Genomic DNA, 26447 nt, shown 5'->3' with positions numbered 1-26447 from the left:
CAATCGGGGGTGGGAAGGATGTATGTCAGTGAACTGGCCGCTAAGCTAAGCAGCCATAGGCAGGCTCAATTCATGGAAGCTCCCATATGGAAGTCCGCTGCTGAAGAAGGCTGTGCCTGGCGGGAAGCGATAATGAATGAACAAAGCATTAAGGAAGCGATAAGGAGCCTCGACGACGGCGCTAGCGGACAAGTTCTGCGAGCTATCTATCAGGTGTTTGGCGGTGTGCCTGTACACGAGGAGAAATTATTCTCACGGGGCAGGGTGCAAACAGGCTTGTCCGGTGCAGAATTCCGATTGGGATTAATGGAGCTGCAGCAAGCAGGGATTGTGTTAAGTGTGCGACAATCATGGGGAGAGCGGCTTTATTTTATCCCGAGGGATATGTTCGTCATCTGGCATCATCAGCTGTTTCCCTATTCGATTCTGCCACTTGAAAGCAATAGCCCACTGTTAGGGCAGCTGGATATGCCAAGTGTGTCTGCTAAGCCGCTCGGGCGGCAGCTGTTAGCGGCTGTAGCTGAGCTGGCGCGTTGTGGATTGAGCAGAACGGTCAAGGATGTATTTCCGAAGAAAACAGTGAATAAGGTAACGGGTGCGTTGGAGCTATCTGCCGAGCATCTTCGTAAGCTTGAACAGAGAAACGCCTATAAAGAGTATTATCCTGTGTCATTTGCCCTGCTGCTTGAAATTAGTCATCGGTTAGGTCTTATCGAGCAGGCTGGACGAACCATGCATTGGAATGAAAGCGAGCTTGGTAACTGGCTTAGGCTGCCGCCTTCACATATAGAGGGACGGCTTATGGAATGGTGCTCTACGCAGTGGATATCTGAACAACCGTTAATGGCACATGTCTGGGCGATGCTCGTTCGCTTGCAGGCTGACAAATGGTATACCGAGAAGAGCATATCCGCAGCTTTGTTGGAGCTTGGAATAAGCGATACGGAGGAAAGGGATCAGCCTGCCTGGAACGAGCTGCTGCAAATGCTCAGCGGCTGCGGGTGGTTAGAGAGGGCAAGCTCTCCCCAAGGGCAGCTGTTCAGATGGCGATATAAGCCTTCTGCTGTGGAGAGTAAGGGTCATCGGGAAGAGGCAGCCTCAGCTTCAGCGCAGCAATTGAAGCGAAATTCCGTAAGGATAGAACCTAATGGTGAACTAATTGTGTTGCCGGACTGCAGCTTCATTGTGCGTTGGGAGCTTGAGGCTATTGCTGAACGAAGGAGCGATGACCATATGACCGTCTACCAATTAACGGCCAATTCTGTAGAGAAGGGTATGCAATACGGGAGAACACTGGCAGCAATTACCCTTATTCTGCGTCAAGCTTCGGGAGGGAAGGAGCTTCCTGCTTCCGTTGCCTCTTCCTTAGAGGATTGGTCGAAGCGTGCTGAGCGTAAGGAGGCAGAGGGGGCGGCTTCTCGGATGAGGAGCCTGGAAGTCTATTATCCGCAATTCTCTCTAGAGGTGACAGCCCTAGAAGTGGGAGAGCTTCCTAATCGCTTACAGGGACGGGAGGCTGGGTTTCTGTTAGATGAAGCTGCGCTGCATCCATATGAGCTGATTGAGGACGATAGCATGGCGATGAGTGATGTTTTCCCAGAGCTGGACCGGGTTCCGGGCAGCTGGCTGAAGCAGCTTCGCAGCTATCACTCTTCAACACGCAGAGAGATGCTAGAGAGGGCACTGAGCTGGCAGACCCCGGTTCAATTAGGAACGAGTCAGGGGCTGTTAGCCTTCGTCCCATCAAGGCTTGAGGCTGACGCTGCCGGCTGGGCAGTGATTGGTTTGCTGCGGGAGGATACTCAGAAAAGAGAGGTTCGTCTGACACCGGAGATGTGGCAGGAGATGCGACTGCTGCTGCCTGATAAGAGTGGGAATGTGTAAAATTGTATCTATTGGCTGAATGAATATGATATGATAGTGTGGAAGTTAGCGAAATGTAAATGAGGTGGATAAATGCCTACGACCACAGCTGTTCAGTCGGATTACGCACATGGTGCAAGCGGCGTTTCATCCCTTGATATGGGGTCGCTGCTGTTATGTGCTTACGAGCTGGGTGATTGGATTAATCAGTCGGCGGAAGTTGCCGAATATCTATATTGGAAAGAAGCAGTCCAAGCGGACAGCGAAGTCCAACAAATAACGAAGCAATTCGCGAAAGCGAAGGAGCTATTCGATGAATGCCAGAGATTCGGGAGATTTCATCCCGATTATCATTCTGCTAAGGATAAAGTGAAGCAGATTGAGCGTGAGCTAGACCAGATTGAAGCTGTACGCCGATTTAAATTAGCCGAGGAATCTGTCGACACGATGCTGTTTGAAGTATCGCGGACGATTGCGGAATCTGTATCGGATACGATTAAAGTTCCTGGCAATGAGAAGGGCGGTGGCGGAAGCTGTGGAAGCGGTGGTTCTTGCAGCTGCGGAAGCGGCGGATGCAGTTAATGAGAGAAGGGCAACCGACTTAGACGGGGGGAAGAGATTGTTGCTACCGGAACGAACAGGTTATATCATATGGGTTAGCGATCTGAAAGCGGCAAGAGTGTTGGAGAAATACGGTTCCGTCCATTATATGTCGAGAAAGATGCATTATGTCGTTATCTACATGAATGCGGAGCGTGCAGAGGATACGGTGAAGAGCATAGGAAGACTTCCTTTTGTTCGCAAGATCGAGCGATCCTACCGTAATGAAATAAAAACCGAGTACAGCAAAGACAACGAGGATAAAACAAGGTTTTACAGCATGTAGTCCTTGTTACAGCATATAGAAGATCGCTTGTCGGTAGTAGTTTACCGATTATCGATCTTCTTTTTTTCATATATTATCCATATTGTTACAATAATGGATCGACTTTAATTTATTGTTGTAAAAACGGACAATCATGGTAAAATATTAGGTATAATAGTATGAAAGACCTGGTTCTTTGGGAGGAGAATGGTTCGTAATGAAGGAAAAAACGACTAAACGCTGGAACACATACGAGACGTTTTATGTCGAGCTTGGTGATAAAAAAGTAGCGGACATCGTCATTACCAACCATGCCCGGAGCCGATGGACCGACCGTATTGAGAGCGAGAAAACCGGTTATGAGGATATTGCGGAATTTCTGTGGGACTGTCTCAAAAAAGGTCGAGTTGAGTCATATTACCGCAATGAGCAGGATGTCTATCTCATTGATGATGACCTGGTGTTCGTTGCTGAATTCACAACATCTGAGACAGATATCGATTTATTAGGAAATCCTTTACATAAAATGATTGTCGTGACCTTCCTTGGACGAATGTCAGAAACAATTGAGCTTCGAGATTTGAAGTCGTACTACTCGTGGCTGCGCCATTCCCGTCGGATGACGCTTGTGAAGAATAGCAGAAAACGAAGATAATACAGTTATTATACATATGGAAAAGCGCGGCTCACTTCAAGGGGGCGGCGCTTTTTTGCTTAACAATGTAGTATAATAAGCGCTAGAGGAAAGGATGGTCGGCACAGATGGCACTTAATTTTCATCAATTACATATTTTTTATACGGTCGCTGAAAGGGGCAGTTTCTCTGCTGCAGCGCAAGCATTACATATGACACAGCCTGCTGTTACGATGCAGGTTCAGTCGCTGGAGGACTATTTCGGAACGAAGCTGCTGCAGCGATCCACGAAGCGAATCGATCTGACAGAGGCAGGAAGGATGCTAATGCCTTATGCCAGACGCAGTATTGAGCTGATTAGAGATACCGATCAATCGATGTCTACGTTCACGAAGCAGCTCAAAGGCAGGCTCCAGCTGGGAGCAAGCTTAACGATCGGCGAATACATTCTGCCAAGGCTGCTGGGCCCCTTCGGACAAGAATTTCCGCATATTGCAATAAGTATGAAGGTCATTAATACAGCACAGATAATGGAAGATATAATTAATCATCAGTTAAATTTTGGTTTAATTGAGGCGCCTGTGAATCATCCTGATATGCAGATGGAAGCGGTCATGAGTGATGAGCTGAAGCTGATCGTGCCTAAAGGCCATCCCTTGTCCAAACGGACGAATGTTACTCTGGATGAGGTGATTGAATATCCGTTCGTTCTCAGGGAGCACGGCTCTGGAACGCGGCTGGTGATGGAGGAGCAGCTCAGGCGCAAGCAGATCGATCCAGCCGATCTCAAAATCGTTATGGAGCTGGGCAGCACGGGGGCTGTTAAGTCAGCGGTTGAAGCGGGGCTTGGCATTTCTTTCCTCTCCATATCCTCGGTGAAGCATGAGGTGGCGCTAGGGCTTGTCCATATCGTGTCAATCGATGACGTTAAGTTCAAGCGACAGTTTTATTCCATCTATTTGAAGTCAGCTTTGCTGCCGATGTCTGCTGTGACGTTTCTTACCTTCCTCAGAGAAAGGGATCTACAACAATGGTTATAAATCGTGTTGATCTACATACGCATACGACGGCTTCAGACGGCACGCAGCCGCCTGCTGTGAATGTACAGCTTGCCAAAGACGCAGGTCTGGCCGCTGTAGCCATTACCGATCATGATACGATGGCAGGTGTTGAAGAAGCGCTTGAGGAAGGGGAGAGGCTCGGAATTACAGTTGTACCTGGCGTTGAGCTAAGCACGGTAGCAGATGGGCAGGATATTCATATGCTGGCCTATTATGCTGATTGGCGCAATGAAGCCTGGGAAGCGCGACTTGCAAGCCTTCGCTCTGTGAGGGATCAGCGCAACGAGATGATCGTTGAGAGGCTCGTGCAGCTCGGCATACCAATCACGATAAGGGAGGTCACTGCGCTTGCGGCTGAGAAGTCGGGCTCTGACCGCAGTAAAGGCAAGACGGTGGGACGTCCGCATATCGCAGAGCTGCTAATCCGCAAGGGCGTCGTGTCTACAATGCCAGAAGCATTTGAGCGCTATCTGGCTGCAGGAAGTGCTGCTTACGTCAATCCACCTCGCCTGCATCCTTACGAAGCGATTGACTGGATTCAAGAGGCAGGCGGTGCGAGTGTTATTGCCCATCCTGGACTATACGGCAATGATGAGCTTGTTGAACAAGTGATTCTGCAAGGCGTCAAGGGAATTGAGGTCTACCATTCAGACCATGGACCGGAGGAAGAAGCACGGTATTTGGCTCTCGCGATCAAGTATGGACTGATTGTGACAGGAGGCTCGGATTTCCATGGCGAACGGCAAGGACAGGTCTTTCACGGGGCGATTGGCAGCAGGACGGTTGATGTAAGCGTCTTGAAGCAATTGAATCCTCGGGATATCAACTAATATAACAAGGAACTGCGCAGATGAATGTTCTTACGATCGCTGTTGTTTCCGGATTACTTGAACGATTACCCAAGGTTGTAATCCGGAAACAAAGGCGAACGCTGACGCTTCTTCAGAATCATTGGTCTGCTCCGTCTCAGGTTAACGGTACCGAATTCAAACCAACTAACAAGCAATTAAAAACAGCGGCACTGGAAGCAAGTTCCTGTACCGCTGTTTTTTTATACTAATTCACACTTTTTGAAGGCAATGATTTAATGCGCTGCTCATCAGGCGTGATGAACAATGTTTTTTGATGATCATAAATGACGAAGCCTGGCTTAGCGCCACTTGGTTTGCGCACGTGGCGTATATAGGTATAGTCGACTGGTATGGAGCTCGATGCTCGTGCTTGGCTATAATGGGCTGACAGCATTGCAGCTTCCTCCAGTGTCTTATCGCCGAAATCTCCGCCTCGAATGACGACGTGAGAGCCTGGAATATCTTTGGTATGAAGCCATGTGTCAGAGGGTGATGCCAGGCGGTTCGTTAAATATTCATTCTGGGTATTGTTCTTGCCTACATAAATTTGTGCGCCCTCAGAGGAGGTGTAGCACAGCAGAGTAGGTTTTGATTGTTTTTTTCGCTTCGGTCCGCGCTTGCTCCGATCTCTCAGGTAGCCCTGCTCGACAAGCTCATCGCGAATTTCCTCAATGTCAGATAAGGAGGCATTATCTAGCTGCTGAAGCAGTGATTCCATATATGCAATCTCATCTTCTGCCAGCTTCATCTGCTCTCCTACGATAGCAATACTGTTCCGATGCTTCGTATAGCGGCGGAAATAGCGCTGCGCATTGTCGGAAGGTGTGAGCTGCGGATCAAGCTCTATCCTGACAGTAGCCTGCTCCTCATCATAGAAGTTAACGAGCTCAATCGATTTGTCTCCTCGGCTAATCTGATGCATATAAGCAGTTAGAAGCTCACCGAGCACTCTGTATTTATCCGCATCATTTGCTTCCTCCAGCGTTTCTTGCAGCTTTTCAATCTTCTTGATGTTCTTCGCCTTTTCATTCTGTACGAATCGGAACATATCCGCAACCCGCTGCTTGACGGTATCTCGCTGAGCTTTATCCCCGTAGAACGCCTCCAGACATTCGCTGGCAGTAGCGAAGGCTTCGGCTTGTCCATTGATGTGGGTGAGCGAGGTGATGGAGAAGAAAGCTTTGCCTTTGGCATCCGTAACAATGGTCGGTGAATAGGTATGCTCTTTCACTTGACTCATCAAGCTTGTGAAGCTGCTCCACAGGCCATCCTCCGACTGATCTGCCCGGTGGACGATTTCTTTGGCGAGAAGCGGGCTGAGTCCGCTGAAGGCATTCACTAGCTGTTGATGCGTCGGCAGCTCAACTGCTTCCACTGGCTTAGGAGCAGCATCAAATTCCAAGTCCAAATCGGCAAGGCTGCTCACAGGAGCCGGCTTCGGTCTTAAAGCAGCGATGAACGACTCCCGATCCGTAATGGCCAGAGGATCCAGCTTGCCTTGATCTGGCGGTGATACGTACATGCTCCCTGGCATAATGATTCGGAAGCTGCTGATGGCTGGCGTTACATGGTGAATGCCATCATGAATGGTATTCGTAGTCGGATCTACAAGGATGATATTGCTGTGCCGGCCCATGATTTCAATAATAATTCTTTTGGCAGAAAGATCGCCGAGCTCATCACGGTTTCTGACATCGATATGAATAATTCGTTCTCTGCCAACCTGCCGAATGGCTTCTATGGTCGCACCCTCGCAATGCTTGCGAAGCAGCATACAGAACATAGGGGCCTCAAGCGGGTTCACATAAGTAGCATCCGTCCAGTGAATACGCGGATAAGTAGGGTTAGCGGACAGGAGCAGCTTGCCCTGAGCACCGGCTCCTCGAATGCTGAATACAAGGTCGTTATTAGTGGGCTGATGGATTTTATGGATACGAGCGCCAACGCAGCGCTGCAGTTCATTCGTTATTGCATGCATAACTATGCCGTCTAAGGCCATGGTGAGTATATCTCCTTTTATAAAAGTCTACTTCTATCATGCCATAGTTAAGGGGAAAACTTAAGCCCCATTGGGATATTTTGCGGGTTGTCCGAATACATTTAGGCTTGAGAGGCTGTCCGAGGGTGCTCGGCATATACGGGAGGGAGTCATACGATGGAACAATTGAAATGGCACCAATTGGGGACGAGCGAGCTGGCGGAAGTGCTAGGCAGCTCCCCCGAGCAAGGTTTAACGGCGGAGGAAGCAGCGCAAAGATTGGTGAATGATGGGCGCAATGAGCTAACTGAAGGCAAGCGTGTATCGCCAATTCTGCTCTTTCTTAATCAATTCAAAGATTTCATGGTGCTTGTGCTCATGGGCGCTACTCTCATATCAGGCTTACTGGGCGAGTACCTGGACGCCATTACGATCGTAGCTATTATCGTTATTAATGCGGTGCTTGGTTTCGTACAGGAGTTCCGTGCGGAGAAATCATTACGTGCTCTGAAGGAGCTGTCAGCGCCATCCGCTAAGGTTCTGCGGGGTGGGGAGCAGGTAGAGATTGCTGCGAAGGAGCTGGTAGCTGGCGATATCATTCTGCTCGAGAGCGGGGACCGGATTCCAGCAGATGTAAGGTTCGTTCAAGCGAACAGCTGTTATGCGGAGGAGTCTGCACTGACAGGTGAATCGGTTCCGGTAGGCAAACATGCTGCTATGATTCAGGAAGAGGATCTGCCGCTTGGCGATCAGCGCAATGTCGGGTTCATGGGGACGATGCTTACACGTGGTACAGCTAAGGCAGTTGTAATAAGGACTGGAATGCAGACTGAGATGGGCAAAATAGCCGGTCTTATTCAAGATACGGAATCGATGGAAACACCGCTTCAGCATAGATTGGAGCAGCTAGGTAAAATTCTGATTGCAGTAGCGATTGGACTTACCATTATGGTTGTCGTTGCGGGTATTCTGCACGGACAGCCTGCATACGGCATGTTCCTGGCAGGTGTTAGCCTTGCTGTTGCAGCCATTCCGGAGGGACTGCCTGCGATTGTAACGATTGCGCTCGCTTTAGGCGTACAGCGTATGATTAAGCGCAAAGCGATCGTACGGAAGCTTCCTTCTGTGGAGACCTTAGGCTGTGCCTCGGTCATTTGCTCGGATAAAACAGGCACGCTGACACAGAACAAAATGACCGTTACGAACATCTGGATGGGTGGCCGCCGGTTTAATGTGAGCGGTGAAGGCTATGAGCCGGTAGGTGCTGTATTCGAGGATGGCGAACAGATTGATCTGAAGCATGACACCTCATTCAAACGGCTGCTCCAAATATCCGCCTTATGCAACAATGCTGTCATTCATAGAGTGGAGCAGGCACAGGATAATAAGAAACGCAAAAGCAAAGAGATTCAGGAGGAATGGGTGCTTAAGGGCGATCCGACTGAAGGGGCCCTGACGGTGTTGTCAACTAAGCTTGGTCTAACATCCAAATCACTTGAAGGTTTGTATACAAGAGAGCGTGAATTTCCATTTGATTCGGAAAGAAAGCGGATGTCCGTCGTTGTTTCTCATCAGGGAGGGCGAGTTGTATATACAAAAGGCGCATCCGATGTCCTGATGGACCACTGCAGCTATGTGCTCTGGGATGGCAAAGTCGTGCCATTCACAGCGACGCTGAAGAGCAAATGCGCAGAGGCTGCGGAGGAGATGGCACAATCTGCACTAAGGGTTCTAGGGCTTGCTTATCGTGATCTGCGCAGCGGCGACGTATGCGAGACTGAGAGCGATGTAGAATGCCAGCTCGTATTCGTAGGGCTTACTGGGATGATCGATCCGCCGCGCCGCGAGGTGCGTGATGCGATTGCGATCTGCCGCCGTGCGGGAATTAAGACGGTCATGATTACTGGCGATCATCAGCTGACGGCTGAGGCTATTGCCGGGCAGCTTGGCATAATGCCGCGGGATGGCATGGCATTAAGCGGACGCCAGCTGGAAGCGATGGATGATGATCAGCTTGATCGTCACGTCGACAATGTTTATGTGTATGCGCGTGTATCCCCAGAGCACAAGCTGCGGATCGTCAAGGCGCTGCAGCGCAAAGGGCATGTCGTGGCGATGACGGGCGATGGGGTTAATGACGCACCTGCTATCAAAGCAGCGGATATCGGTATCGCAATGGGCATTACAGGGACGGACGTATCGAAGGAAGCCTCAGCACTCGTCCTTAGCGACGATAACTTTTCTACAATAGTAGCAGCGATAGAAGAGGGGCGGAGCATCTACGAGAATATCCGCAAGTTCATTCGTTATCTGCTAGCATCTAATGTCGGTGAAATATTGACCATGTTCCTAGCGATGATGGCTGGACTGCCGCTTCCGCTTATCCCGATTCAGATATTATGGGTCAACCTGGTGACGGATGGCCTGCCGGCGATGGCGCTAGGCGTAGATCAGGCAGAGAAGGATCTCATGAAGCAGAAGCCGCGTTCGGCAAAAGAAAGCATATTCGCAAGGCGGCTGGGTTGGAAAATTATTAGCCGTGGCATCCTGATAGGCGTATGTACGTTAGGCGCCTTCTGGATTACGCTGAATGTAGCGCCAGACAGCCCTCAGCAGCTTATCAAGGCGCAGACGGTCGCATTCGCGACGTTGGTGCTCGCCCAGCTTATTCATGTTTTCGATTGCCGCAGCTCTCGCTCGATCTTCCACCGCAATCCGTTTCAGAACAAATATTTGGTGCTGGCGGTTCTGTCATCACTTGTGCTTATGATTGGCGTGCTCTACATTAAAGAGCTGCAGCCGATATTCAAGACAGTCCCACTGGACTTCCGTGAATGGTGTCTCGTGTTCGTAGCCGCAGGAATCCCTACTTTCCTAATGGGAATTGGCAGCGTGCTCGGTACAAGTAAGCCGAAAAACAAATCTACGAAATTATCCTTCAAATATAAAAATGTATAAAAGCTCGCAAAGAATGCAAAAGATGAAGCAAATTATGAATAGCGTTTCTCCCTGCTTTACGGTATGCTAAAATAAAAAATGATAGCTTATTCATACCGAAAGCTGTAGCAAAGGGAGTGCCTTATTAATGAAGTTTACGAAAATGAACGGATTGGGAAATGATTTTATCGTGGTTGCCGGAGAGCAGCAGCTTCCAGGCAATGCGGCTGAGCTGGCCACCCAGCTATGCAACCGATTTTTTGGAATTGGAGCCGATGGACTCGTATATATTCTACCTTCAGACATCGCAGACTTTCGGATGCGCATTATTAACTCTGACGGCTCTGAAGCGGAGCAATGCGGCAATGCTATTCGCTGCGTAGCGAAATATGTGTATGATAACGGTCTAACCGATAAAGAAGAGCTTACTATTGAAACACTTGGCGCAGGCGCTCAAACCGTACAACTGACAACAGAGGGCGGCAAGGTTCAGACAGTTCGCGTTGATATGGGAGCCCCGATCTTGAACGGACTACAAGTACCAACTACGGTTGATGCAGAAAGGGTTGTTGAGCACCCAATCGAGGTGGACGGACGCGAATTCCGCTTCACAGCAGTATCTATGGGTAATCCGCACTGTGTTATTTATGTAGACGATGCTGCTAGCTTCGACCTGGCAACATGGGGGCCGAAGCTGGAGACTCATCCATTGTTCCCACGTAAGATTAACGTGGAATTCGTAACGGTTAAATCCCGGACTCATACCGATATGCGTGTATGGGAACGTGGAGCTGGTCCGACTCTCGCTTGCGGTACCGGCGCTTGCGCGACAGTCGTCTCCTCCGTATTGAATGGACTGACAGACCGTACAGCGACTGTATCGCTCAAAGGCGGAGATCTCCTCATTGAGTGGAACGAGTCAGACAATCACGTCTATATGACTGGACCTGCGGCAGAAGTATTCCGCGGCTCCTTGTAGGATGGGTCTTGCTATGGGTGGTATAAGCAGCGATGTGAAGCTGGATTTGCGAGAGTCGCTTCAGCAGCGTATTTTGACAGGGGATGGCGCGATGGGAACCTATCTGTATCAGATGGGCTTCCCTATCGGCGTTTCCTATGAGGAATTCAATACAATTCGTCCCGATGTCATTGAGAACATTCACCGCAGATATTATGAAGCGGGTGCGCAGGTGATTGAGACGAATACATTCTCGGCCAACCTAGAGAAGTTGGCTATATACGGATTGGACACAGAAATGGAAGCGATTAACCGTGCAGGCGTGCGAATAGCGCGCTCTGCTGTCGGTTCTGATGCCTATGTGGTAGGGGCTGTCGGCTCTATCCGCGCGGGTAAGCTCAAGAACATCCGCACCGCTAACTTGAACAATGCCTTTGAGCGTCAGATGGATGCAATGCTTAGCGAAGGCGTTGATGGATTGCTCCTTGAAACGTTCTATGATATGTCCGAAATGCTTCTGGCGCTTCGTATTGCTCGCAAGCTATCGGATGTGCCAGTCATCTGTCAGTTTGCAGTTGAGGATGTTGGACGTACGAAGGATGGCGTTGATCTTAAGCAGGCTTTCGATCTTCTTCAGGCAGAGGGAGCTGACGTTGTCGGCTTCAACTGTCGGAGCGGCCCGAATGGCATCATGCGTTCCATTGATGCGATAGAGGGCAGAATAGATCTGCCGTTATCCGTGTTCCCAAATGCGGGTATTCCCGATTATGTAGATGGCAAATATACGTACTCGGCAGGTCCGGAGTATTTTGCAGAATCGGCCAAAAGATTCGCGGATCGCGGTGCCCGCATTGTTGGGGGCTGCTGTGGTACTACTCCTGAGCATGTAGCTGCAATGGCAGCTGTTCTGAAGGATTATGTCCCTCAGACGAATACAAGCAAGGCGGACGCTGCTGGTATTGTCGAAGTAATTGAAGTCGCTAAGCCTGCTGTCGCTGCTGCTGAACCGAAGAGTGTCGTAGTGTCAGGAGCAGACGATGGCGAGACTGCTATCCCAACAATCGTTGATATTGTACAGGAACGTCATACGGTAATTGTGGAGCTGGACCCGCCTCGTGATCTTGATATTCGCAAGTTCATGGACGGAGCAGCTGCACTCAAGGCTTGTGGGGCGGATGCGATTACGATGGCGGACAATTCACTCGCAGTAACTCGCATGAGTAATCTTGCTCTAGCGGCACTCGTTCAGGAGAAGATCGGATTCCGTCCGCTTGTGCATATTGCGTGCCGTGACCGTAATTTAATTGGTACTCAATCGCATATGATGGGATTAGATGCCCTTGGCATTGATCATGTGCTTGCTGTAACCGGCGATCCTGCCCGCTTCGGCGACCTGCCCGATTCAAGCTCGGTATATGATCTGACTTCCTTCGAGATGATTCGAATGATTAAGCAGCTGAACGAAGGCATTGCCTTCTCTGGCAAACCGCTGAAGCAGAAGGCTAAGTTCGTAGTTGGAGCAGCCTTTAATCCTAACGTTAAGCATTTGGACAAGGCCGTACAACGCTTGGAGCGCAAAATAGCAGCTGGCGCAGATTATATTATGACACAGCCAGTCTATGAGCCGGAGTTAATCGTACGTATGGCAGAAGCGACGAAGCATCTGTCTGTTCCCATATTCCTAGGCATTATGCCGCTGGCTAGCGGTCGCAACGCCGAATATTTGCACAATGAAGTACCAGGAATTCAGCTCTCAAATGAGGTGCTTACCCGGATGGCTGGTCTTGAAGGTGAAGCAGGGCGTGCGGAAGGCGTGAAAATTGCCAAAGAACTGCTCGATCACGCGATTGATCATTTCAAAGGAATATACTTCATGACACCGTTCATGTTCTATGACATGGCTGTTCAATTGACGGAGTATGTGTGGGAGAAGTCAGGTGTGAAGCGAGGGTAATCCCTGCTTTAGGGAGCGAATCAGGGGATTTTTCCCCTGATTTTGCTTTTTGACTTGTTCACAGCTTCAAAATCAATTAAAATAAGGAACAATGAGTAGCTGCAGGCGTGTGGGTACTTAAGGACAGGCAGTAATCAGATCGGATGCGTTTGCCGCTAAGCGCAGCGGACAGCGTATGCTCCGGACTTTTTTCGTCAACAATAGTGCAATGGTTCTGTCTTTATTTGGCAGATGATTTATCATCCTCATCGTCCAAACATTCATAAATAGATTTTGTTTATTCGGGCAGTTGCACGAGGAAGACCGGAGGGGGAACCTGACTTTGGCTATTAAATTGATTAATATTGGATTTGGCAACATCGTTTCTGCAAACCGCATCATATCAATCGTAAGTCCGGAATCGGCTCCGATTAAGCGGATTATTCAAGAAGCGCGGGATCGTCATATGCTGATTGACGCAACTTACGGAAGACGCACGCGTGCTGTTATTATTACAGACAGCGACCACGTCATTCTATCGGCGGTGCAGCCGGAGACGGTAGCGCATCGTTTATCGACCAAGGATGATGATAACGACGAATAGTACGGGGAGTATTATGGATAAGGGATTGTTAATTGTATTGTCCGGGCCATCCGGAGTTGGAAAAGGGACGGTATGCTCCGTTCTTCGCAAAAAAATGCCCGAGCTCGTATACTCCGTATCTGCGACGACACGTGCGCCGCGGCAAGGTGAGCTTGATGGCGTTAATTACTTCTTCAAGTCAAGAGAGCAATTCCAGGATATGATTGCGCATGATGCCTTGCTGGAGCATGCGGAATACGTCGGGAACTGTTACGGAACTCCGCGTGATTTTGTGGAACGCACAATTGAGAGTGGCAAAGACGTCATTCTGGAGATTGAGGTCCAGGGTGCTCTGAAGGTGAAGGAGAAGTTCCCGCAAGGTGTATTTGTGTTTCTTATGCCTCCATCACTGGATGAGCTTAAGCAGCGGATAACTGGCCGTGGAACTGAGACACAGGATACGATCAACCATCGTATGACAGTTGCCGTAGAAGAGATCAATCTGCTTCGACATTATGATTATGCAGTTGTGAATGATGAGATTGATGCTGCATGTCATCGTATTCAAAGTATAATTGTTGCCGAACATTGCCGTAGGGATCGCTATTACTCCCATTTGACGGAATTGCCGGCGGCAATTGAGAAAGCATGAGCGGGGTGATTGGTTATGTTGTATCCATCTATTGATGAAATGGTTAAGAAAGTAGACAGTAAGTATTCCTTGGTTGTTGCAGCTTCGAGACGCGCTCGTATGCTTCGCAATGGTGAGAAATCAGAGCTTCGCAATCCGAAGGCACGTAAGTTCGTCGGTGTTGCACTGGAGGAAATTTATCATGATATCGTTGTAGTTCAAACTACCGATTTCAATGACTAAATTGTTCTGATTCAGAGAGTGTAGAGATTGTCCTTTCCGGACTTTCCCTGCGCTCTTTTTTTTGAGCTATTGTTAAGGAGGTATATGCATGTTAACGATACGAACGGAAGCAGAGCAAGATTATAGTGGGGTGTATGCCCTCCATTATGAAGCCTTTGATAATAGGCACGATGAATCGGAGCTGGTAGGACGCATTCGTGCTTCAGCTGGATTTGTGCCGGAGCTGTCAATTGTAGCTGAGCTTGAAGGTGAAATTGCAGGGCATATCTTGCTAAGTAAAGCTGTGGTTGTTGACGATGAGCATAAGCATGAGGTTATCATTCTTGCTCCTATTGCGGTTAAGCCGAGTTCTCAGAAACAGGGGATAGGCTCGCAACTAATGAAGGTAGGGCTGAAGAGAACAAAGGAACTCGGTTATGGGCTAGTGCTTCTCATTGGTCATCCGACTTATTATCCTAAGTTCGGCTTCGAGCCTGCTCGCACTCATGGACTTGAACTGTTGCAGTTCAAGGTTCCTGATGAGGTATTCATGGTATGCGAGCTGCGTAAGGGTGAGCTTGCGCAGACGTCAGGCGAGTTGCTCTACCCGGCTGCTTTTTTCTAGAATATTATTAGAATTTGACTAAACCCGCCTTCGGAAAGGCGGGTTATTGTTTGTGAATGTATCGTTCTTCGTCAGTTGTATAAAGCTTTAATATCAATTGATAAGATCATCTCTTATTGGATATCATGCAGCTCACAAAAATCTCTATACTTATTTTAAATAGTATAAATATCATCTTGCCCTACGATTTGATTGTTATCATCAAATAACTGAAGTATGCTTCGAGCTAGTTAGAGAGCAGCGGAGCTGACGAATGATTCTGGAGAAGCGTCAGCGTGCGCCTTTGTTTCCGGATGACAACCGAAGCATATTGTTCAAGTCATCCGGAAACAACAGCGATCGTAAGAACATTCGTCTGCGCAGCAGCCTTGTTTAACATTTTGCGACAGTCCCTATTTATATTTCCGTTTATCTTTGAAAAACATATATTCAAACATAAACAAATATGATAATATGAAAACAAGCAAAAACAAACACGAAACCGGAGGGCAAACAAAATGGTACAAAGTTTGTGGGATCAATCCAAAGCATCGCAGCTTCAAGAGGGACTTGATGAGCTAGTCTATCGTTCCAACATTATTGGCGAGGATCGTCGGGTATGTAATTGGGGCGGGGGCAATACTTCCAGCAAAACAACTGTGAAGGATTTCCGCGGTCGTGATGTCGAAGTGATGTATGTGAAAGGCAGCGGCTCTGACCTTGCTTCTATGAAAGCAGGCAATTTCACTGGTCTTCGCATGGATGATATCCGTCCTTTGTTCGAACGCCCAGAAATGTCTGATGAGGACATGGTAGCTTACCTCGTAAATTGTATGATAGATTCGAAGCATCCACGCGCTTCTATTGAAACTTTGCTTCACGCATTCCTACCATTCAAGCATGTGGATCACACGCATCCTGATGCTATTATAAGCTTATGCTGTGCGGATAACGGCAAGGCAGTGGCTCGCGAAATATTCGGCGACCGCTTCGTATGGGTTCCTTATGTTCGTCCAGGCTTTACGCTATCCAAAATGATTGCTGAAGGCGTTCTTGCTAACCCGAAGGCAGAGCTTGTCCTGATGGAGAAGCATGGTCTTGTTACTTGGGGTGAAACGTCTGAAGCTTGCTACGCGAAGACGATTGAAATTATTACGGAAGCAGAGAGCTACATCGAAGCACGCGTGAACGAAGCGAAGCAGTTCGGTGGTGTGAAGCATGCTGCACTTGCTGAGGATGTTCGCAGAAGCATTGCTGCACAAGTAATGCCAACCGTTCGTGGAGCAGTGAGCGATGCGAAGAAAATGATTCTTACCTTCGATGACGGTGCTGATGTTCTGTCCTTCGTAGGCGGTGTAGATTCACCGACCTTGTCCCAAGTTGGCGCAGCATGCCCTGACCATCTTGTGCATACCAAGGTAGTTCCGCTCTTCGTAGATTGGACGCCTAATGCAGATGATATTGACGGATTGAAAGCGAAGCTGCAATCGAGCATTGCTGCTTACAAAGAGCAATACGCTGCTTATTTTGAACGCAACAAAAACGAAGGCGATGTCATGTTCGAAGCAGCACCGCGTGTTATTCTTATTCCGGGTGTAGGGATGATCAACACTGGTAAAAGCTGGGCTAACTCGAAGGTGAGCGGCGCATTGTACCACCGTGCGATTGCTTGTATGAGAGGTGCAACAGCTCTAGGAGCTTTCGTATCCCTAAGCGAGAACGAATCCTACAACGTTGAATATTGGCCGCTTGAGCTTTACAAGCTGAGCCTCGCTCCAGCAGAAGCAGAATTTTCCCGCAAAATCGCTTTTATTACTGGCGGCGCAGGTGGCATCGGCAGTGAAACAGCACGTAGACTCGTATCCGAGGGTGCACATGTCGTGCTTGCAGATCTTAATCTGGAAGGCGCACAGAGGGTTGCTGCTGAGATTAATGAAAAGTTTGGCGAAAACCGTGCCATTGCAGTTAAAATGGATGTAACGAGTGAAGAGCAAATTATGGCTGCTTATGCAGATACAGCTGTAGCCTTCGGCGGCGTCGATATTATCGTCAACAATGCAGGACTTGCAACTTCGAGTCCATTCGATGAAACATCCTTGAAAGAATGGAATCTGAACGTGAATGTGCTTGGTACAGGCTATTTCCTCGTAGCACGTGAAGCGTTCAAGCTGATGAAGGAGCAAGCGATCGGCGGTAACATGGTATTCATTGGCTCTAAAAACTCCGTGTACGCAGGTAAAAACGTAACGGCGTACAGCTCCGTTAAAGCGCTAGAGGCTCATTTGGCTCGTTGTATTGCTGCAGAAGGCGGCGAGTTCGGCATTCGTGTCAACACGATTCTGCCAGATGCCATCCTGCAAGGCTCTGCGATCTGGAACGGCAATTGGCGCAATGAGCGTGCAGCAGCTTACGGTATTGAGCCGGATCAGCTGGAAGAGCATTACCGCAAGCGGACAACGCTGCTGGTGAACATTTATCCTAGGGATATCGCTGAAGGAATCGCATTCTTCGCATCTTCCAAATCAGACAAAACGACAGGTTGCATGCTGACAATTGATGGCGGCGTTCCAGCAGCATTTACAAGATAAAAGGGGGACTATGCGGATATGTATAAGGCGCGTGGAGAGAAGCATTGGTTCATTCCCGATGGCTACATCCCGGAGACGAGCTCGGGCGCATTGCTCAGTCATGAGTCGGTTTGCGTCTTGAACTGCTCCTCTGAAGAGGCGATGCTTCGGTTTACGATCTTTTTCGAAGACAGGGACCCCATGGAGGATATCCTTGTAGTTATACCGGCGAGACGCACGAAGCATATCCGTACCAGCTCTTTGGTGAAAGAAGGAAAGCCGATTCCAGTCGGCGTTCCTTACGCCATTGAGGTGAACAGTGATGTTCCGGTTGTCGTGCAGTACAGCCGTCTAGATTCCACACAAGCAGAGAATGCACTAATGTCCATTTTGGCTTATCCCATTAAATAATAACCAGCTCATCTGACGGAAAGGATGTTGAATATGACTGATCGTGCGTATTCGTTATTCGAGGAACAACAGCAAGCAAGAGGAGTTAATCTTGATGCAGTGAAGCAGCAGTTGAAAGCGCTGCAAATTGAAACTCCATCATGGGGCTATGGAGATTCAGGAACTCGCTTCAAAAACTTCCAAAAGGTCGGTGTTCCACGCACGCCGTTCGAGAAATTCGATGATGCAGCGCAGGTTCACGCTCTGACAGGCCTTGCTCCATCTGTTGCTATTCATATTCCTTGGGATAAAGTAGACGACTATAGCAAGCTGAGAAGCCATGCGGAGAATCTGGGACTGTCTATTGGCGCGATTAATCCGAACCTGTTCCAAGAGGATGACTACATGCTCGGGAGCGTAACGAATTCCGACGCTGCTATTCGCCGCAAGGCAACGGATCACTTGCTGGAGTGCGTAGACATTGCCAAAGAGACGGGCTCGCGTGATATCAGCCTATGGTTCGCAGATGGCACGAACTATCCAGGACAAGCGGATATTCGCAGCCGCAAAAGATGGATGCAGGAAGCGCTGAGCGAAATGTACAGTGCAATGACGCCTCAGATGCGTATGCTGATTGAATACAAATGCTTCGAGCCAGCTTTCTATCATACCGATCTAGCGGATTGGGGGATGGCGTACAATCTGGCGCAAAAGCTCGGTCCTCAAGCAGAGGTGCTTGTAGATACAGGGCATCATCTTCCAGGGGCGAACATTGAGCACATCGTTGCTTATCTGATTGATGAGAACCGTCTAGGCGGATTCCATTTCAACAGCCGCAAATATGCAGACGATGATCTGATTGTTGGATCTATTAACCCTTATGAGCTCTACCTTATTTTCTATCAAATTCTGCTTGCGGGACGAGATTCCGATAGCGGCATCCGCAATACAGTGAATAATATTGCCTATATGATTGACCAGTCGCATAACATTGAGCAAAAGATTCCTGCGATGCTTCGTTCCGTACTGAATGTACAGACGCAATTCGCGAAGGCGCTCCTTATTAACCATGAGGAAGTAGCGGATGCACAGCAACGCAATGATGTGCTTGGCGCTGAAGATGCGGTTCGTCGTGCCTTTGAATTCGATGTGACGCCGCTCTTGCATGCGATTCGTGAGGAGCAGGGTCTGCCGCTTGATCCAATGAAAGCTTACTTAAGCAGCAGCTATGGTCAAGATATTCTAGTGAGAGGCAAGGGTGGTGCCAGCTGGTGACCATTCTCGCTTATGACATTGGGGCGAGCAGCGGAAGGGCGCTGCTCGGGCGCCTTGTCAATAACAAGATTGAGGTACAAGAAATTCACCGGTTCTCTAATGATCCGGTACAAATAGGGGAGCGTCTCCATTGGGACGTTCTTCGCTTGTATCATGAGATCAAGCAGGGGCTGCTTAAGGCGAAGCATCAGGGTGTTACGCCTCTGAGCATCGGTATTGATACTTGGGCTGTAGACTTCGGATTAATAGGGAGCCATGGCGAATTGCTCGGCAACCCCTACCACTACCGTGATCGGCATACGGAAGGGATGATGGAGCAGGTATTCGCTGACATCCCGCAATCGTATATTTTCGAACGGACGGGTATTCAATTTTTAACCTTTAACACTATCTACCAGCTAGCAGCGTTGAAGAAGGTAGGCAATTCCGCGTTGCGTGATGCGAGCAAGTTTCTGATGATTCCTGATTTGCTCCGTTATTATCTGACAGGTGAGCTGCTGAATGAATTTTCAAACGCGACTACAACCCAATTGTATAACCCGATTATTGGAGATTGGGATTCCGAATTAATAGCGAAGCTTGGCTTGTCTCCATCGATGTTCGGTGAGATTGTACACCCTGGTGCGCAGGCTGGGAAGCTTCGTTCATCTGTTACTAACGAGCTTGGTATAACATCCATTCCAGTTATTGCAGTAGCGGAGCATGATACGGGCTCAGCTGTTGCGGCCGTACCGGCAACGGAACGAAGCTTCGCTTACCTAAGCTGCGGCACTTGGTCGCTTATGGGGACTGAGGTGGGTGCTCCGGTTATTAATGAGCAGGCGTTCAAGCTTAACTTCACTAACGAAGGCGGCGTGGACGGAACATTCCGATTGCTCAAAAATATTATGGGCTTATGGATATTGCAGGAGCTTAAGCGCGAATGGGATCGTATTGGGCAGGAATATTCATTCCCCGAGCTGGTTAGGCTGGCTGACGAGGCTAAGCCATTCCAGGCGTTCATTGAGCCAGATGACGCGTTGTTCCTTCATGCAGGAGATATGAGCTCACGCATTAGCCAATACTGCCGTCAGACGGGCCAGCAGGCGCCAGAGGGGCCAGGAGCAATTGTGCGTTGTATATTAGAGAGCTTGGCTTTAAAATATCGGTATGTGTTGGAAATGACTGAGCAGCTGTCTGAGCAGCAATTCAGCGGTCTGCATATGGTTGGAGGCGGCATTCAGAATCAGCTGCTATGCCAGTGGACATCGAATGCGATTGGCAAGCCGGTGTGGGCAGGTCCGACTGAGGGCAGTGCAATTGGCAATATGGTCGTGCAATGGATTGCGCAAGGCGAGCTTGCAGATATATGGGAGGCGCGCACTGTCATTCGGAATTCTTTCCCGGTCGTCCATTACGAGCCCGAGCAGAAGGAAGCCTGGCAAGAAGCGTACGGAAGCTTCCTGCAGGTGACTGGACTGCTCGCGCAATAATATAGGTTTAGAAAGAGGTAGGCTATGCTGGTAGCGGAGCGTTATGAGAAAATAGTTGAGCTGGTGAACGACAGAGGCAGTATCCGGGTATCGGAGCTCAGTGAGCTCTGCATGGTGACGGAGGAGACGATTCGACGGGATCTGGATCGGCTGGAGCAAGCGGGCAAGCTGCGGCGATCTCACGGAGGAGCAGTCAGTGTGAAGGAGCTGCAGCCGGAGACGCCATATGCGGAACGGGAAATTACTCATGCGGACGAGAAAAAACGGATTGCGCAGGAAGCGATTAAGCTGATCAATCCCAAAGACCGTATCGTTCTGGATGCCAGCTCAACTGCTTGGTACATGGCTTCCAACCTACCGGATATTCCACTGACGGTTCTAACCAATTCGATTAAGGTAGCTGTAGAGCTGAGCAGCAAGGAGAAGATCGAGGTCATCTCGACCGGCGGTCTTCTCGCTTCGCGCTCCTTATCCTACGTTGGTCCTCTGGCTGAAAGATCGCTTGATGCGTATTACGTAGATAAGCTGTTCCTCTCGTGCAAAGGCGTTCATCTAGATCGGGGCATCAGTGAATCGAATGAGCTGCAAGCACGCATTAAGCTGAAAATGATCGGTATTGCAGATGAAGTCATTCTGCTTGCGGATTCCAGTAAATTCGGCGTGCAGGCCTTCACTCATGTTGCTGATCTAGCTGAAGTGAATACCATCGTAACCGACCGCCGTGTTTCAGAGGAGACAGTTGCGCAATTGAAGGCAAGGAGCATTCAAGTGAATACCGTTTAATGCCTTTATGAATTAATGAATGAAGACGCAAACAGATAGTGGTTATTGCGAGACCAGTCGTTCTGAGAACGACTGGCTTGCTCGTTCAACTTGTCTGATAACCTGATAATATTACTGATTATACGAGTGACACATCCATCAATTAATGTGAGGTGCTGTAAGGTGAAGGTATCATTATTTATCACCTGTCTAAGTGATGCAATCTATCCCCGTGTAGGGGAAGCAATGGTGCGGCTGCTGGCGAAGTACGGTATTCTTCTGGAATTCCCGACCGTGCAGACCTGCTGTGGTCAGCCTGCGTTCAACAGCGGCTACTGGGAAGAGGCGAGGACTTCGGCTGCAACGATATTGGATGCTTTTGAGGACAGCGACTTCGTCATTTCTCCATCGGGTTCCTGTACAGGGATGATTCATCATTATCCGAAGCTGTTCGAGAATGACCCGGTAATGCTCAGAAGAGCGGAGAAGCTGCAGAGTAAATCGTATGAATTCACTCAATTTCTTGTGCAGGTGCTCGGTGTGAAGGATCTTGGAGCTGTCTATCCCCATAAAGTGACCTATCATCCGTCCTGCCATGGCAGCAGGCTGCTAGGGGTTAAGGAGGAGCCGCTTGAGCTGATGCGCAATGTAAGAGGTCTGGAGCTCGTTCCGCTGCCCTTCGCTGAGGATTGCTGCGGCTTCGGCGGTACGTTCGCGATCAAGATGGCTGACATCTCGGGAGCGATGGTGACGGAGAAGGTTGACCATGTGCTGGAGACCGAGGCAGAGGTGCTGGTTGGACTCGATATGGCTTGCTTGATGAATATTGCTGGCAATCTGCGTTATCGCGATGAGCCGGTGAAGGTGATGCATTTGGCTGAGCTTTTATATGAAGGAGTGAAGCACGCATGAGCACGACAGGAACAGCTTCGACGGTAAAAGGCAGAGCGGATCTGGCGCTGAACGATGATTTTCTCCGCAAGGCAGTCAAGTTCACTACCGAACGGCTGCGGGGCGGCAAAAAAGCAGCTGCTGAGGAGCATGGCAATTGGGAGGAATGGCGGGAGCGGGGCAAGCAGATTCGTCTGCATACGATTGCTTATCTGGATTATTACTTGAATCTATTCGCTGATAATGCTCGCGCTAACGGCGTTCATGTGCATTTTGCAGAGACGTCTGCGGAGGCAGTGAAGCTGTCTCTTGAGATCGCTCAGCGCAAGCAGGCGAAGACTGTCGTGAAGTCCAAGTCGATGGTAACCGAGGAGCTTCACCTCAATCATGAGCTGGAATCGATCGGCGTGGAGGCTATCGAGACGGATCTCGGTGAATATATCATCCAGCTGGCGGGCGAGACACCATCGCATATTATTATTCCGGCTATTCACAAGAACCGCTATCAGGTAGCAGAGCTCCTATCCAAGGATGCTGGCGAGACGCTTGAGCCCGATACATCCATTCTGGCGGGCTACGTACGCAAGAAGCTGCGGGAGAAGTTTCTCGAGGCCGATATCGGCATGACAGGCTGCAACTTCGCAATTGCGGAGACCGGCTCTATGGTATTGTTCGAGAATGAAGGCAATGCGCGTATGGTAACGACCGTACCGAAGACGCAAATTACACTCATGGGGATGGAGCGTATTATTCCTTCCTGGTCTGATCTGGAAGTGATGGCGACACTTCTTCCACGCTCTGCTACCGGCCAGAAGCTGACTGTATATATGTCTGGCATAACAGGGCCAAGACGCGAGGTTGATGCCGACGGTCCGGATGAAATGCATATTATTATTGTAGATAACGGCCGTTCCTTGCAGCTGGGCGATCCAGAATTCCAAGAATTGCTGAACTGCATCCGCTGCGGCGCCTGTCTGAATGCTTGCCCGGTATATCGGCATATTGGCGGTCATGCCTACGGCGGTACGTATAGCGGACCAATCGGTGCCGTACTGACTCCAGCTCTTAAGAAGAATGTAGCGGAGTGGGATGATATTGCGAACGCCTCGAGTCTATGCGGAGCGTGCTACGAGGCTTGTCCTGTGAAGATTCCATTGCATGAAATGCTCATTTACTTGCGCCGCAGGAAGCTTGAGGAGGGGCATGGCGATAAGCTGGAGGCGATCGGCATGAAGGGCTTCGCTGCTGTGATGGGCAGCGCCAAGCGATTCAAGGGTGTATTGAAGCTTGGCAAGCTTGGCCAAAAGCTCGTCGTTCGCGACGGCGGCATTCCGATAAAGCTTGGTCCGCTCAAAGGCTGGAATACGTACCGGATAGCACCTAGCCTACCTAAGGATTCGTTCCGCGACAAATGGAATACGCTGGAGGAGGAGCTCCGTCATGGGCTCAGGGGCGTTGACACGGGCATGCAGGAACGAATGGAAGCTCTAGTGAGGGATAGAGAAAACGGTGGAAGAGGGGGGCATGGACATGGCTGATACGCATCAACAATGGCTGGATGAGCAAGAGGCAATCTCACGAGCGAAGCAGGATGCTTTCATGAACAGCATCGCGCAGAAGCTGAAGCGTCCTCGTACATTAGAGAAGCCGGAGCATCCTTATCGCGGGGCTCCTGATTTCTGGAACGTCTATGAGTGGCCGCTGGAGGAGCGTATCGAACGGTTCAGCGGCAACTTCAGAGCTGCCGGCGGTCATGTTGCACGCTTGGCGGATATGGATGCAGCTAAGCAATTTATTACGAACAAGGCGAAGGAGCTTAGCGCACGGTATATCATCCGTCAGAACCAGCCCGAGCTTAATGCGCTCGGACTTGAAAAGGCGATGGAGGATGTATCCGTATCTGTATGGAACAGCGACCCCGAGCAATATTGGAAGGCGCGCGCAGCGGAAGCGGATTTCGGCGTCGTTGTTGCTGATTATGCGGCTGCTTATACGGGCTCTGTGACAGTCCTGTCTTCCAAAGACAAAGGAAGATCAGTCAGCTTGCTTCCGACCGCATTAATCGTTATTATTCCTCTTGAGCGATTGAAGACGCGTCTAGGCGAAATATTGGTGAATTTCGATCAGGCAGGCCGTGAGAACCTGCCTGCAGGCATTCATTTCATATCGGGTCCAAGCCGCTCGGCTGATATTGAGAATGACTTAACGATTGGCGTTCACGGACCAGGCGTCGTCTATGCTCTTATTGTAGGTTAGTGCAGGAGGGCTGTTGCCAGTGCAAGTAAACCGATTGACTAAGCGCAATCATTATGAAGAAATAACCGAGCAGATTAAGGGCCTTATTATAGACGGCAAGCTGAGGGCAGGAGATAAGCTGCCTTCCACCAAGGACATGTCGGAGCAATTCGGCGTTGGCCGCTCCACAACAAGGGAAGCGCTAAGTGCGTTAAAGGCGATGGGACTTATTGAAATTAAGCAGGGCGGGGGCTGCACCGTGCTTCGTACGACCCTGTCCGACACCCAAATGCCGGAGCTGGAGTCGCTTCGGATGAACAGAGAGACGCTGCTTGAGCTGCTTGAGGCGCGTCAATCCTTTGAGGTATCGAATGCTGCTATTGCTGCGGTCAAACGCACAGATGAGGATCTGGAGCTGCTGGGCTGTCTTGTACTCGATATGGAGAAAGCGGTCGGCGATGATCTAGAAGGCGAGCGCACAGATCTCTTGTTCCATCTTACACTTGCCAGAGCGACGCACAATTCCATATTAGTGCGATTATTCGAATCGATTACGAATCAGCTGGAGATCGCTATTCGTGATATACGCCGAGTTGAGCTGTATGCGAACCGTTCGGTGGCGCAGCGGCTGTACGAGGAGCACTCCGCTATTCTGCAAGCGGTAGCTGATCAGGAAGCGGACCTCGCCTCCTTGCATATGAAGCAGCATCTGCATCATGTGGAGAGCCTGCTGATGAAATACGTATAACCGGAAGGGGGAGCCCCTTTCGGTTGTTTTTTATGCTGGAAAGGATATGCCAATTCATTAATAGAATATAGAACAGGACTCAATAAAAGAGTAGAAGACAAGAAAAAAGGAGGATCAGCCGATGCCTTTTACTTTTGCCCATCCGCTGTATGCTGCTCCACTTGCTCTAGTCCGACCTAGATATGTGAGTCTAACGGGCTTAATTCTCGGCAGCATGTCACCCGACTTCGAATATTTCATCTGGCTGGAGCCTTATCAGAGTATTGGACATACGACGAAGGGACTGTTTTTGCAGGCTATTCCACTCTGCATTTTATTTGCTTTTCTTTTTCACTATTGGATTAAGCAGGCTGTGGCCGATAATCTGCCAAGTTACGCTCAGCTTGATGCGAGAGCTCAGTCCCTTGTTGGTCGATGGGGGCTGAACAGCGAGCGATCATGGATCGTATTCCTGCTGTCTGTCATAATAGGCTTTTATTCGCATGTTCTAATAGATGGATTCACCCATGCGTCCGGTATGTCCGTAGGTAAGTTTGCTATGCTGAGGGAGGAGCTGCTAGGCATCCCTATATTCAAGTGGCTGCAGCACTCCTTGTCTTTGACGGGACTAGCCGTGCAAGCGGTATGGTTAGGACTGCTTCTGAAGAGGAGCCGCCCTGCGGTGGATGCTGTGCAGCTTCATTGGAAGCACAAATTCCGGTATTGGCTTATCGTTCTAGTAATTGCCGTGCTAACTGTCCTTCTGAAGCTCCTATTTACCTCAAGCACGAATATCATTGGCATTCTTGTCGTTTCATCTCTATCGGGCCTGCTGCTTGGAATCTGTCTCTCCTCGATTATTTATCGAATAGGAAGGACCCACATAGGTGGATTTGGTATAAAATAGGATTCCGGATGCTGCACAATTCTAATATAAAGAGGGTTGAATGAATGCCTGAACAGAGCACTAGGAAGGTAAAGTGGAGAGATGCTAGTGAATGGCTGGGG

At 49.5% G+C, this 26447-nt stretch carries 25 protein-coding genes; 24 read left to right on the top strand and 1 reads right to left on the bottom strand.

The window, feature by feature from the left end; all coding sequences use genetic code 11:
* The first annotated feature begins 18 nt into the window (after nucleotides 1-18).
* The 6 genes from AC6ESP_RS23250 (at nucleotide 19) to AC6ESP_RS23225 (ending at nucleotide 5253) form a co-directional block, all read left to right on the top strand.
* The gene (locus tag AC6ESP_RS23250; protein WP_497099122.1) at nucleotides 19-1884 is read left to right on the top strand and encodes a helicase-associated domain-containing protein; all 1866 of its coding nucleotides are present in this window, start codon (nucleotides 19-21) and stop codon (nucleotides 1882-1884) included.
* A 72-nt stretch (nucleotides 1885-1956) separates the two neighbouring features.
* A complete protein-coding gene (locus AC6ESP_RS23245; protein WP_497099121.1) occupies nucleotides 1957-2445 on the top strand; it encodes a YlbF/YmcA family competence regulator in 489 nt (162 codons plus the stop codon).
* A 40-nt stretch (nucleotides 2446-2485) separates the two neighbouring features.
* Nucleotides 2486-2749 (top strand): YlbG family protein, encoded by a 264-nt coding sequence (locus tag AC6ESP_RS23240; RefSeq protein ID WP_497099131.1) that lies wholly within the window; start codon nucleotides 2486-2488, stop codon nucleotides 2747-2749.
* Between the two features lie 196 nt (nucleotides 2750-2945).
* Entirely contained in the window at nucleotides 2946-3383 is a 438-nt protein-coding gene (locus AC6ESP_RS23235) for a hypothetical protein (RefSeq protein WP_497099120.1), read from the top strand.
* 107 nt (nucleotides 3384-3490) lie between these two features.
* Nucleotides 3491-4402: a selenium metabolism-associated LysR family transcriptional regulator gene (locus AC6ESP_RS23230; protein ID WP_497099119.1), complete on the top strand. Its 912-nt coding sequence runs from the start codon at nucleotides 3491-3493 to the stop codon at nucleotides 4400-4402.
* On the top strand, nucleotides 4393-5253 hold the full coding sequence (locus AC6ESP_RS23225; protein WP_497099118.1) for a PHP domain-containing protein: 861 nt from the start codon (nucleotides 4393-4395) through the stop codon (nucleotides 5251-5253). Before AC6ESP_RS23230 ends, AC6ESP_RS23225 begins: the two co-directional genes overlap by 10 nt.
* Before the next feature lie 226 nt (nucleotides 5254-5479).
* Here the strand turns inward: AC6ESP_RS23225 and AC6ESP_RS23220 are convergent, their stop codons facing one another.
* The gene (locus tag AC6ESP_RS23220) at nucleotides 5480-7273 is read right to left on the bottom strand and encodes an Rqc2 family fibronectin-binding protein (RefSeq protein WP_497099117.1); all 1794 of its coding nucleotides are present in this window, start codon (nucleotides 7271-7273) and stop codon (nucleotides 5480-5482) included.
* Between the two features lie 156 nt (nucleotides 7274-7429).
* Here AC6ESP_RS23220 and AC6ESP_RS23215 point away from each other — a divergent pair, with 156 nt between their 5' ends.
* From AC6ESP_RS23215 to AC6ESP_RS23130, 18 genes are all read left to right on the top strand, one after another.
* On the top strand, nucleotides 7430-10210 hold the full coding sequence (locus AC6ESP_RS23215; protein WP_497099116.1) for a calcium-translocating P-type ATPase, SERCA-type: 2781 nt from the start codon (nucleotides 7430-7432) through the stop codon (nucleotides 10208-10210).
* 127 nt (nucleotides 10211-10337) lie between these two features.
* Entirely contained in the window at nucleotides 10338-11168 is an 831-nt protein-coding gene (gene dapF / locus AC6ESP_RS23210) for a diaminopimelate epimerase (protein ID WP_497099115.1), read from the top strand.
* A 34-nt stretch (nucleotides 11169-11202) separates the two neighbouring features.
* Complete coding sequence (locus AC6ESP_RS23205) at nucleotides 11203-13101, top strand: bifunctional homocysteine S-methyltransferase/methylenetetrahydrofolate reductase (RefSeq protein WP_497099130.1); 1899 nt, start codon at nucleotides 11203-11205, stop codon at nucleotides 13099-13101.
* Between the two features lie 322 nt (nucleotides 13102-13423).
* Nucleotides 13424-13684 carry an extracellular matrix/biofilm regulator RemA gene (remA, locus tag AC6ESP_RS23200; RefSeq protein WP_005548256.1) on the top strand — a complete coding sequence of 87 codons (261 nt, stop codon included), beginning with the start codon at nucleotides 13424-13426 and terminating at the stop codon, nucleotides 13682-13684.
* Nucleotides 13685-13697: 13 nt separating this feature from the next.
* Entirely contained in the window at nucleotides 13698-14315 is a 618-nt protein-coding gene (gene gmk / locus AC6ESP_RS23195; RefSeq protein ID WP_497099129.1) for a guanylate kinase, read from the top strand.
* Between the two features lie 15 nt (nucleotides 14316-14330).
* Nucleotides 14331-14537 carry a DNA-directed RNA polymerase subunit omega gene (gene rpoZ, locus AC6ESP_RS23190; RefSeq protein ID WP_497099114.1) on the top strand — a complete coding sequence of 69 codons (207 nt, stop codon included), beginning with the start codon at nucleotides 14331-14333 and terminating at the stop codon, nucleotides 14535-14537.
* 88 nt (nucleotides 14538-14625) lie between these two features.
* A complete protein-coding gene (locus AC6ESP_RS23185) occupies nucleotides 14626-15141 on the top strand; it encodes a GNAT family N-acetyltransferase (protein ID WP_497099113.1) in 516 nt (171 codons plus the stop codon).
* A 253-nt stretch (nucleotides 15142-15394) separates the two neighbouring features.
* Nucleotides 15395-15517, top strand: coding sequence for a hypothetical protein (locus AC6ESP_RS23180; protein WP_497099112.1), 123 nt, complete (start codon nucleotides 15395-15397; stop codon nucleotides 15515-15517).
* Between the two features lie 121 nt (nucleotides 15518-15638).
* Nucleotides 15639-17708: a bifunctional aldolase/short-chain dehydrogenase gene (locus AC6ESP_RS23175; RefSeq protein ID WP_497099111.1), complete on the top strand. Its 2070-nt coding sequence runs from the start codon at nucleotides 15639-15641 to the stop codon at nucleotides 17706-17708.
* Nucleotides 17709-17726: 18 nt separating this feature from the next.
* Nucleotides 17727-18098 carry a sensory rhodopsin transducer gene (locus AC6ESP_RS23170; protein WP_497099110.1) on the top strand — a complete coding sequence of 124 codons (372 nt, stop codon included), beginning with the start codon at nucleotides 17727-17729 and terminating at the stop codon, nucleotides 18096-18098.
* A gap of 33 nt (nucleotides 18099-18131) precedes the next feature.
* A complete protein-coding gene (gene rhaI / locus AC6ESP_RS23165; protein ID WP_497099109.1) occupies nucleotides 18132-19352 on the top strand; it encodes an L-rhamnose isomerase in 1221 nt (406 codons plus the stop codon).
* Nucleotides 19349-20824 (top strand): rhamnulokinase, encoded by a 1476-nt coding sequence (gene rhaB, locus AC6ESP_RS23160; RefSeq protein ID WP_497099108.1) that lies wholly within the window; start codon nucleotides 19349-19351, stop codon nucleotides 20822-20824. The genes rhaI and rhaB overlap by 4 nt, the downstream gene beginning before the upstream one ends.
* Before the next feature lie 24 nt (nucleotides 20825-20848).
* A complete protein-coding gene (locus AC6ESP_RS23155; RefSeq protein WP_497099107.1) occupies nucleotides 20849-21607 on the top strand; it encodes a DeoR/GlpR family DNA-binding transcription regulator in 759 nt (252 codons plus the stop codon).
* Nucleotides 21608-21769: 162 nt separating this feature from the next.
* A complete protein-coding gene (locus tag AC6ESP_RS23150; protein WP_497099106.1) occupies nucleotides 21770-22498 on the top strand; it encodes a (Fe-S)-binding protein in 729 nt (242 codons plus the stop codon).
* A complete protein-coding gene (locus AC6ESP_RS23145) occupies nucleotides 22495-24015 on the top strand; it encodes a LutB/LldF family L-lactate oxidation iron-sulfur protein (RefSeq protein WP_497099105.1) in 1521 nt (506 codons plus the stop codon). The genes AC6ESP_RS23150 and AC6ESP_RS23145 overlap by 4 nt, the downstream gene beginning before the upstream one ends.
* Nucleotides 24008-24733, top strand: a complete 726-nt coding sequence (locus tag AC6ESP_RS23140; RefSeq protein ID WP_497099104.1) for a LutC/YkgG family protein — start codon at nucleotides 24008-24010, stop codon at nucleotides 24731-24733. Before AC6ESP_RS23145 ends, AC6ESP_RS23140 begins: the two co-directional genes overlap by 8 nt.
* A 19-nt stretch (nucleotides 24734-24752) precedes the next feature.
* Nucleotides 24753-25460: a FadR/GntR family transcriptional regulator gene (locus AC6ESP_RS23135; protein WP_497099103.1), complete on the top strand. Its 708-nt coding sequence runs from the start codon at nucleotides 24753-24755 to the stop codon at nucleotides 25458-25460.
* Nucleotides 25461-25581: 121 nt separating this feature from the next.
* Nucleotides 25582-26346 (top strand): DUF4184 family protein, encoded by a 765-nt coding sequence (locus AC6ESP_RS23130; protein WP_497099102.1) that lies wholly within the window; start codon nucleotides 25582-25584, stop codon nucleotides 26344-26346.
* Nucleotides 26347-26447 lie beyond the last annotated feature (101 nt).

This window comes from Paenibacillus xinjiangensis (genome assembly GCF_059686975.1).
The sequence above is the reverse complement of the archived record's forward strand: the minus strand, read 5'-3'. Positions and strand labels throughout refer to the sequence as shown.

What these genes read in the sequence shown, in the direction of transcription:
- AC6ESP_RS23225 (WP_497099118.1), top strand. Translation starts at nt 4,393, where the DNA reads ATGGTTATAAATCGTGTTGATCTACATACGCATACGACGGCTTCAGAC.
- AC6ESP_RS23185 (WP_497099113.1), top strand. Translation starts at nt 14,626, where the DNA reads ATGTTAACGATACGAACGGAAGCAGAGCAAGATTATAGTGGGGTGTAT.
- AC6ESP_RS23130 (WP_497099102.1), top strand. Translation starts at nt 25,582, where the DNA reads ATGCCTTTTACTTTTGCCCATCCGCTGTATGCTGCTCCACTTGCTCTA.
- AC6ESP_RS23250 (WP_497099122.1), top strand. Translation starts at nt 19, where the DNA reads ATGTATGTCAGTGAACTGGCCGCTAAGCTAAGCAGCCATAGGCAGGCT.
- dapF (WP_497099115.1), top strand. Translation starts at nt 10,338, where the DNA reads ATGAAGTTTACGAAAATGAACGGATTGGGAAATGATTTTATCGTGGTT.
- AC6ESP_RS23145 (WP_497099105.1), top strand. Translation starts at nt 22,495, where the DNA reads ATGAGCACGACAGGAACAGCTTCGACGGTAAAAGGCAGAGCGGATCTG.
- AC6ESP_RS23170 (WP_497099110.1), top strand. Translation starts at nt 17,727, where the DNA reads ATGTATAAGGCGCGTGGAGAGAAGCATTGGTTCATTCCCGATGGCTAC.
- AC6ESP_RS23140 (WP_497099104.1), top strand. Translation starts at nt 24,008, where the DNA reads ATGGCTGATACGCATCAACAATGGCTGGATGAGCAAGAGGCAATCTCA.
- rpoZ (WP_497099114.1), top strand. Translation starts at nt 14,331, where the DNA reads ATGTTGTATCCATCTATTGATGAAATGGTTAAGAAAGTAGACAGTAAG.
- AC6ESP_RS23230 (WP_497099119.1), top strand. Translation starts at nt 3,491, where the DNA reads ATGGCACTTAATTTTCATCAATTACATATTTTTTATACGGTCGCTGAA.
- AC6ESP_RS23245 (WP_497099121.1), top strand. Translation starts at nt 1,957, where the DNA reads ATGCCTACGACCACAGCTGTTCAGTCGGATTACGCACATGGTGCAAGC.
- AC6ESP_RS23175 (WP_497099111.1), top strand. Translation starts at nt 15,639, where the DNA reads ATGGTACAAAGTTTGTGGGATCAATCCAAAGCATCGCAGCTTCAAGAG.
- AC6ESP_RS23180 (WP_497099112.1), top strand. Translation starts at nt 15,395, where the DNA reads ATGATTCTGGAGAAGCGTCAGCGTGCGCCTTTGTTTCCGGATGACAAC.
- AC6ESP_RS23235 (WP_497099120.1), top strand. Translation starts at nt 2,946, where the DNA reads ATGAAGGAAAAAACGACTAAACGCTGGAACACATACGAGACGTTTTAT.
- gmk (WP_497099129.1), top strand. Translation starts at nt 13,698, where the DNA reads ATGGATAAGGGATTGTTAATTGTATTGTCCGGGCCATCCGGAGTTGGA.
- AC6ESP_RS23155 (WP_497099107.1), top strand. Translation starts at nt 20,849, where the DNA reads ATGCTGGTAGCGGAGCGTTATGAGAAAATAGTTGAGCTGGTGAACGAC.
- AC6ESP_RS23220 (WP_497099117.1), bottom strand. Translation starts at nt 7,273, where the DNA reads ATGGCCTTAGACGGCATAGTTATGCATGCAATAACGAATGAACTGCAG.
- rhaI (WP_497099109.1), top strand. Translation starts at nt 18,132, where the DNA reads ATGACTGATCGTGCGTATTCGTTATTCGAGGAACAACAGCAAGCAAGA.
- AC6ESP_RS23215 (WP_497099116.1), top strand. Translation starts at nt 7,430, where the DNA reads ATGGAACAATTGAAATGGCACCAATTGGGGACGAGCGAGCTGGCGGAA.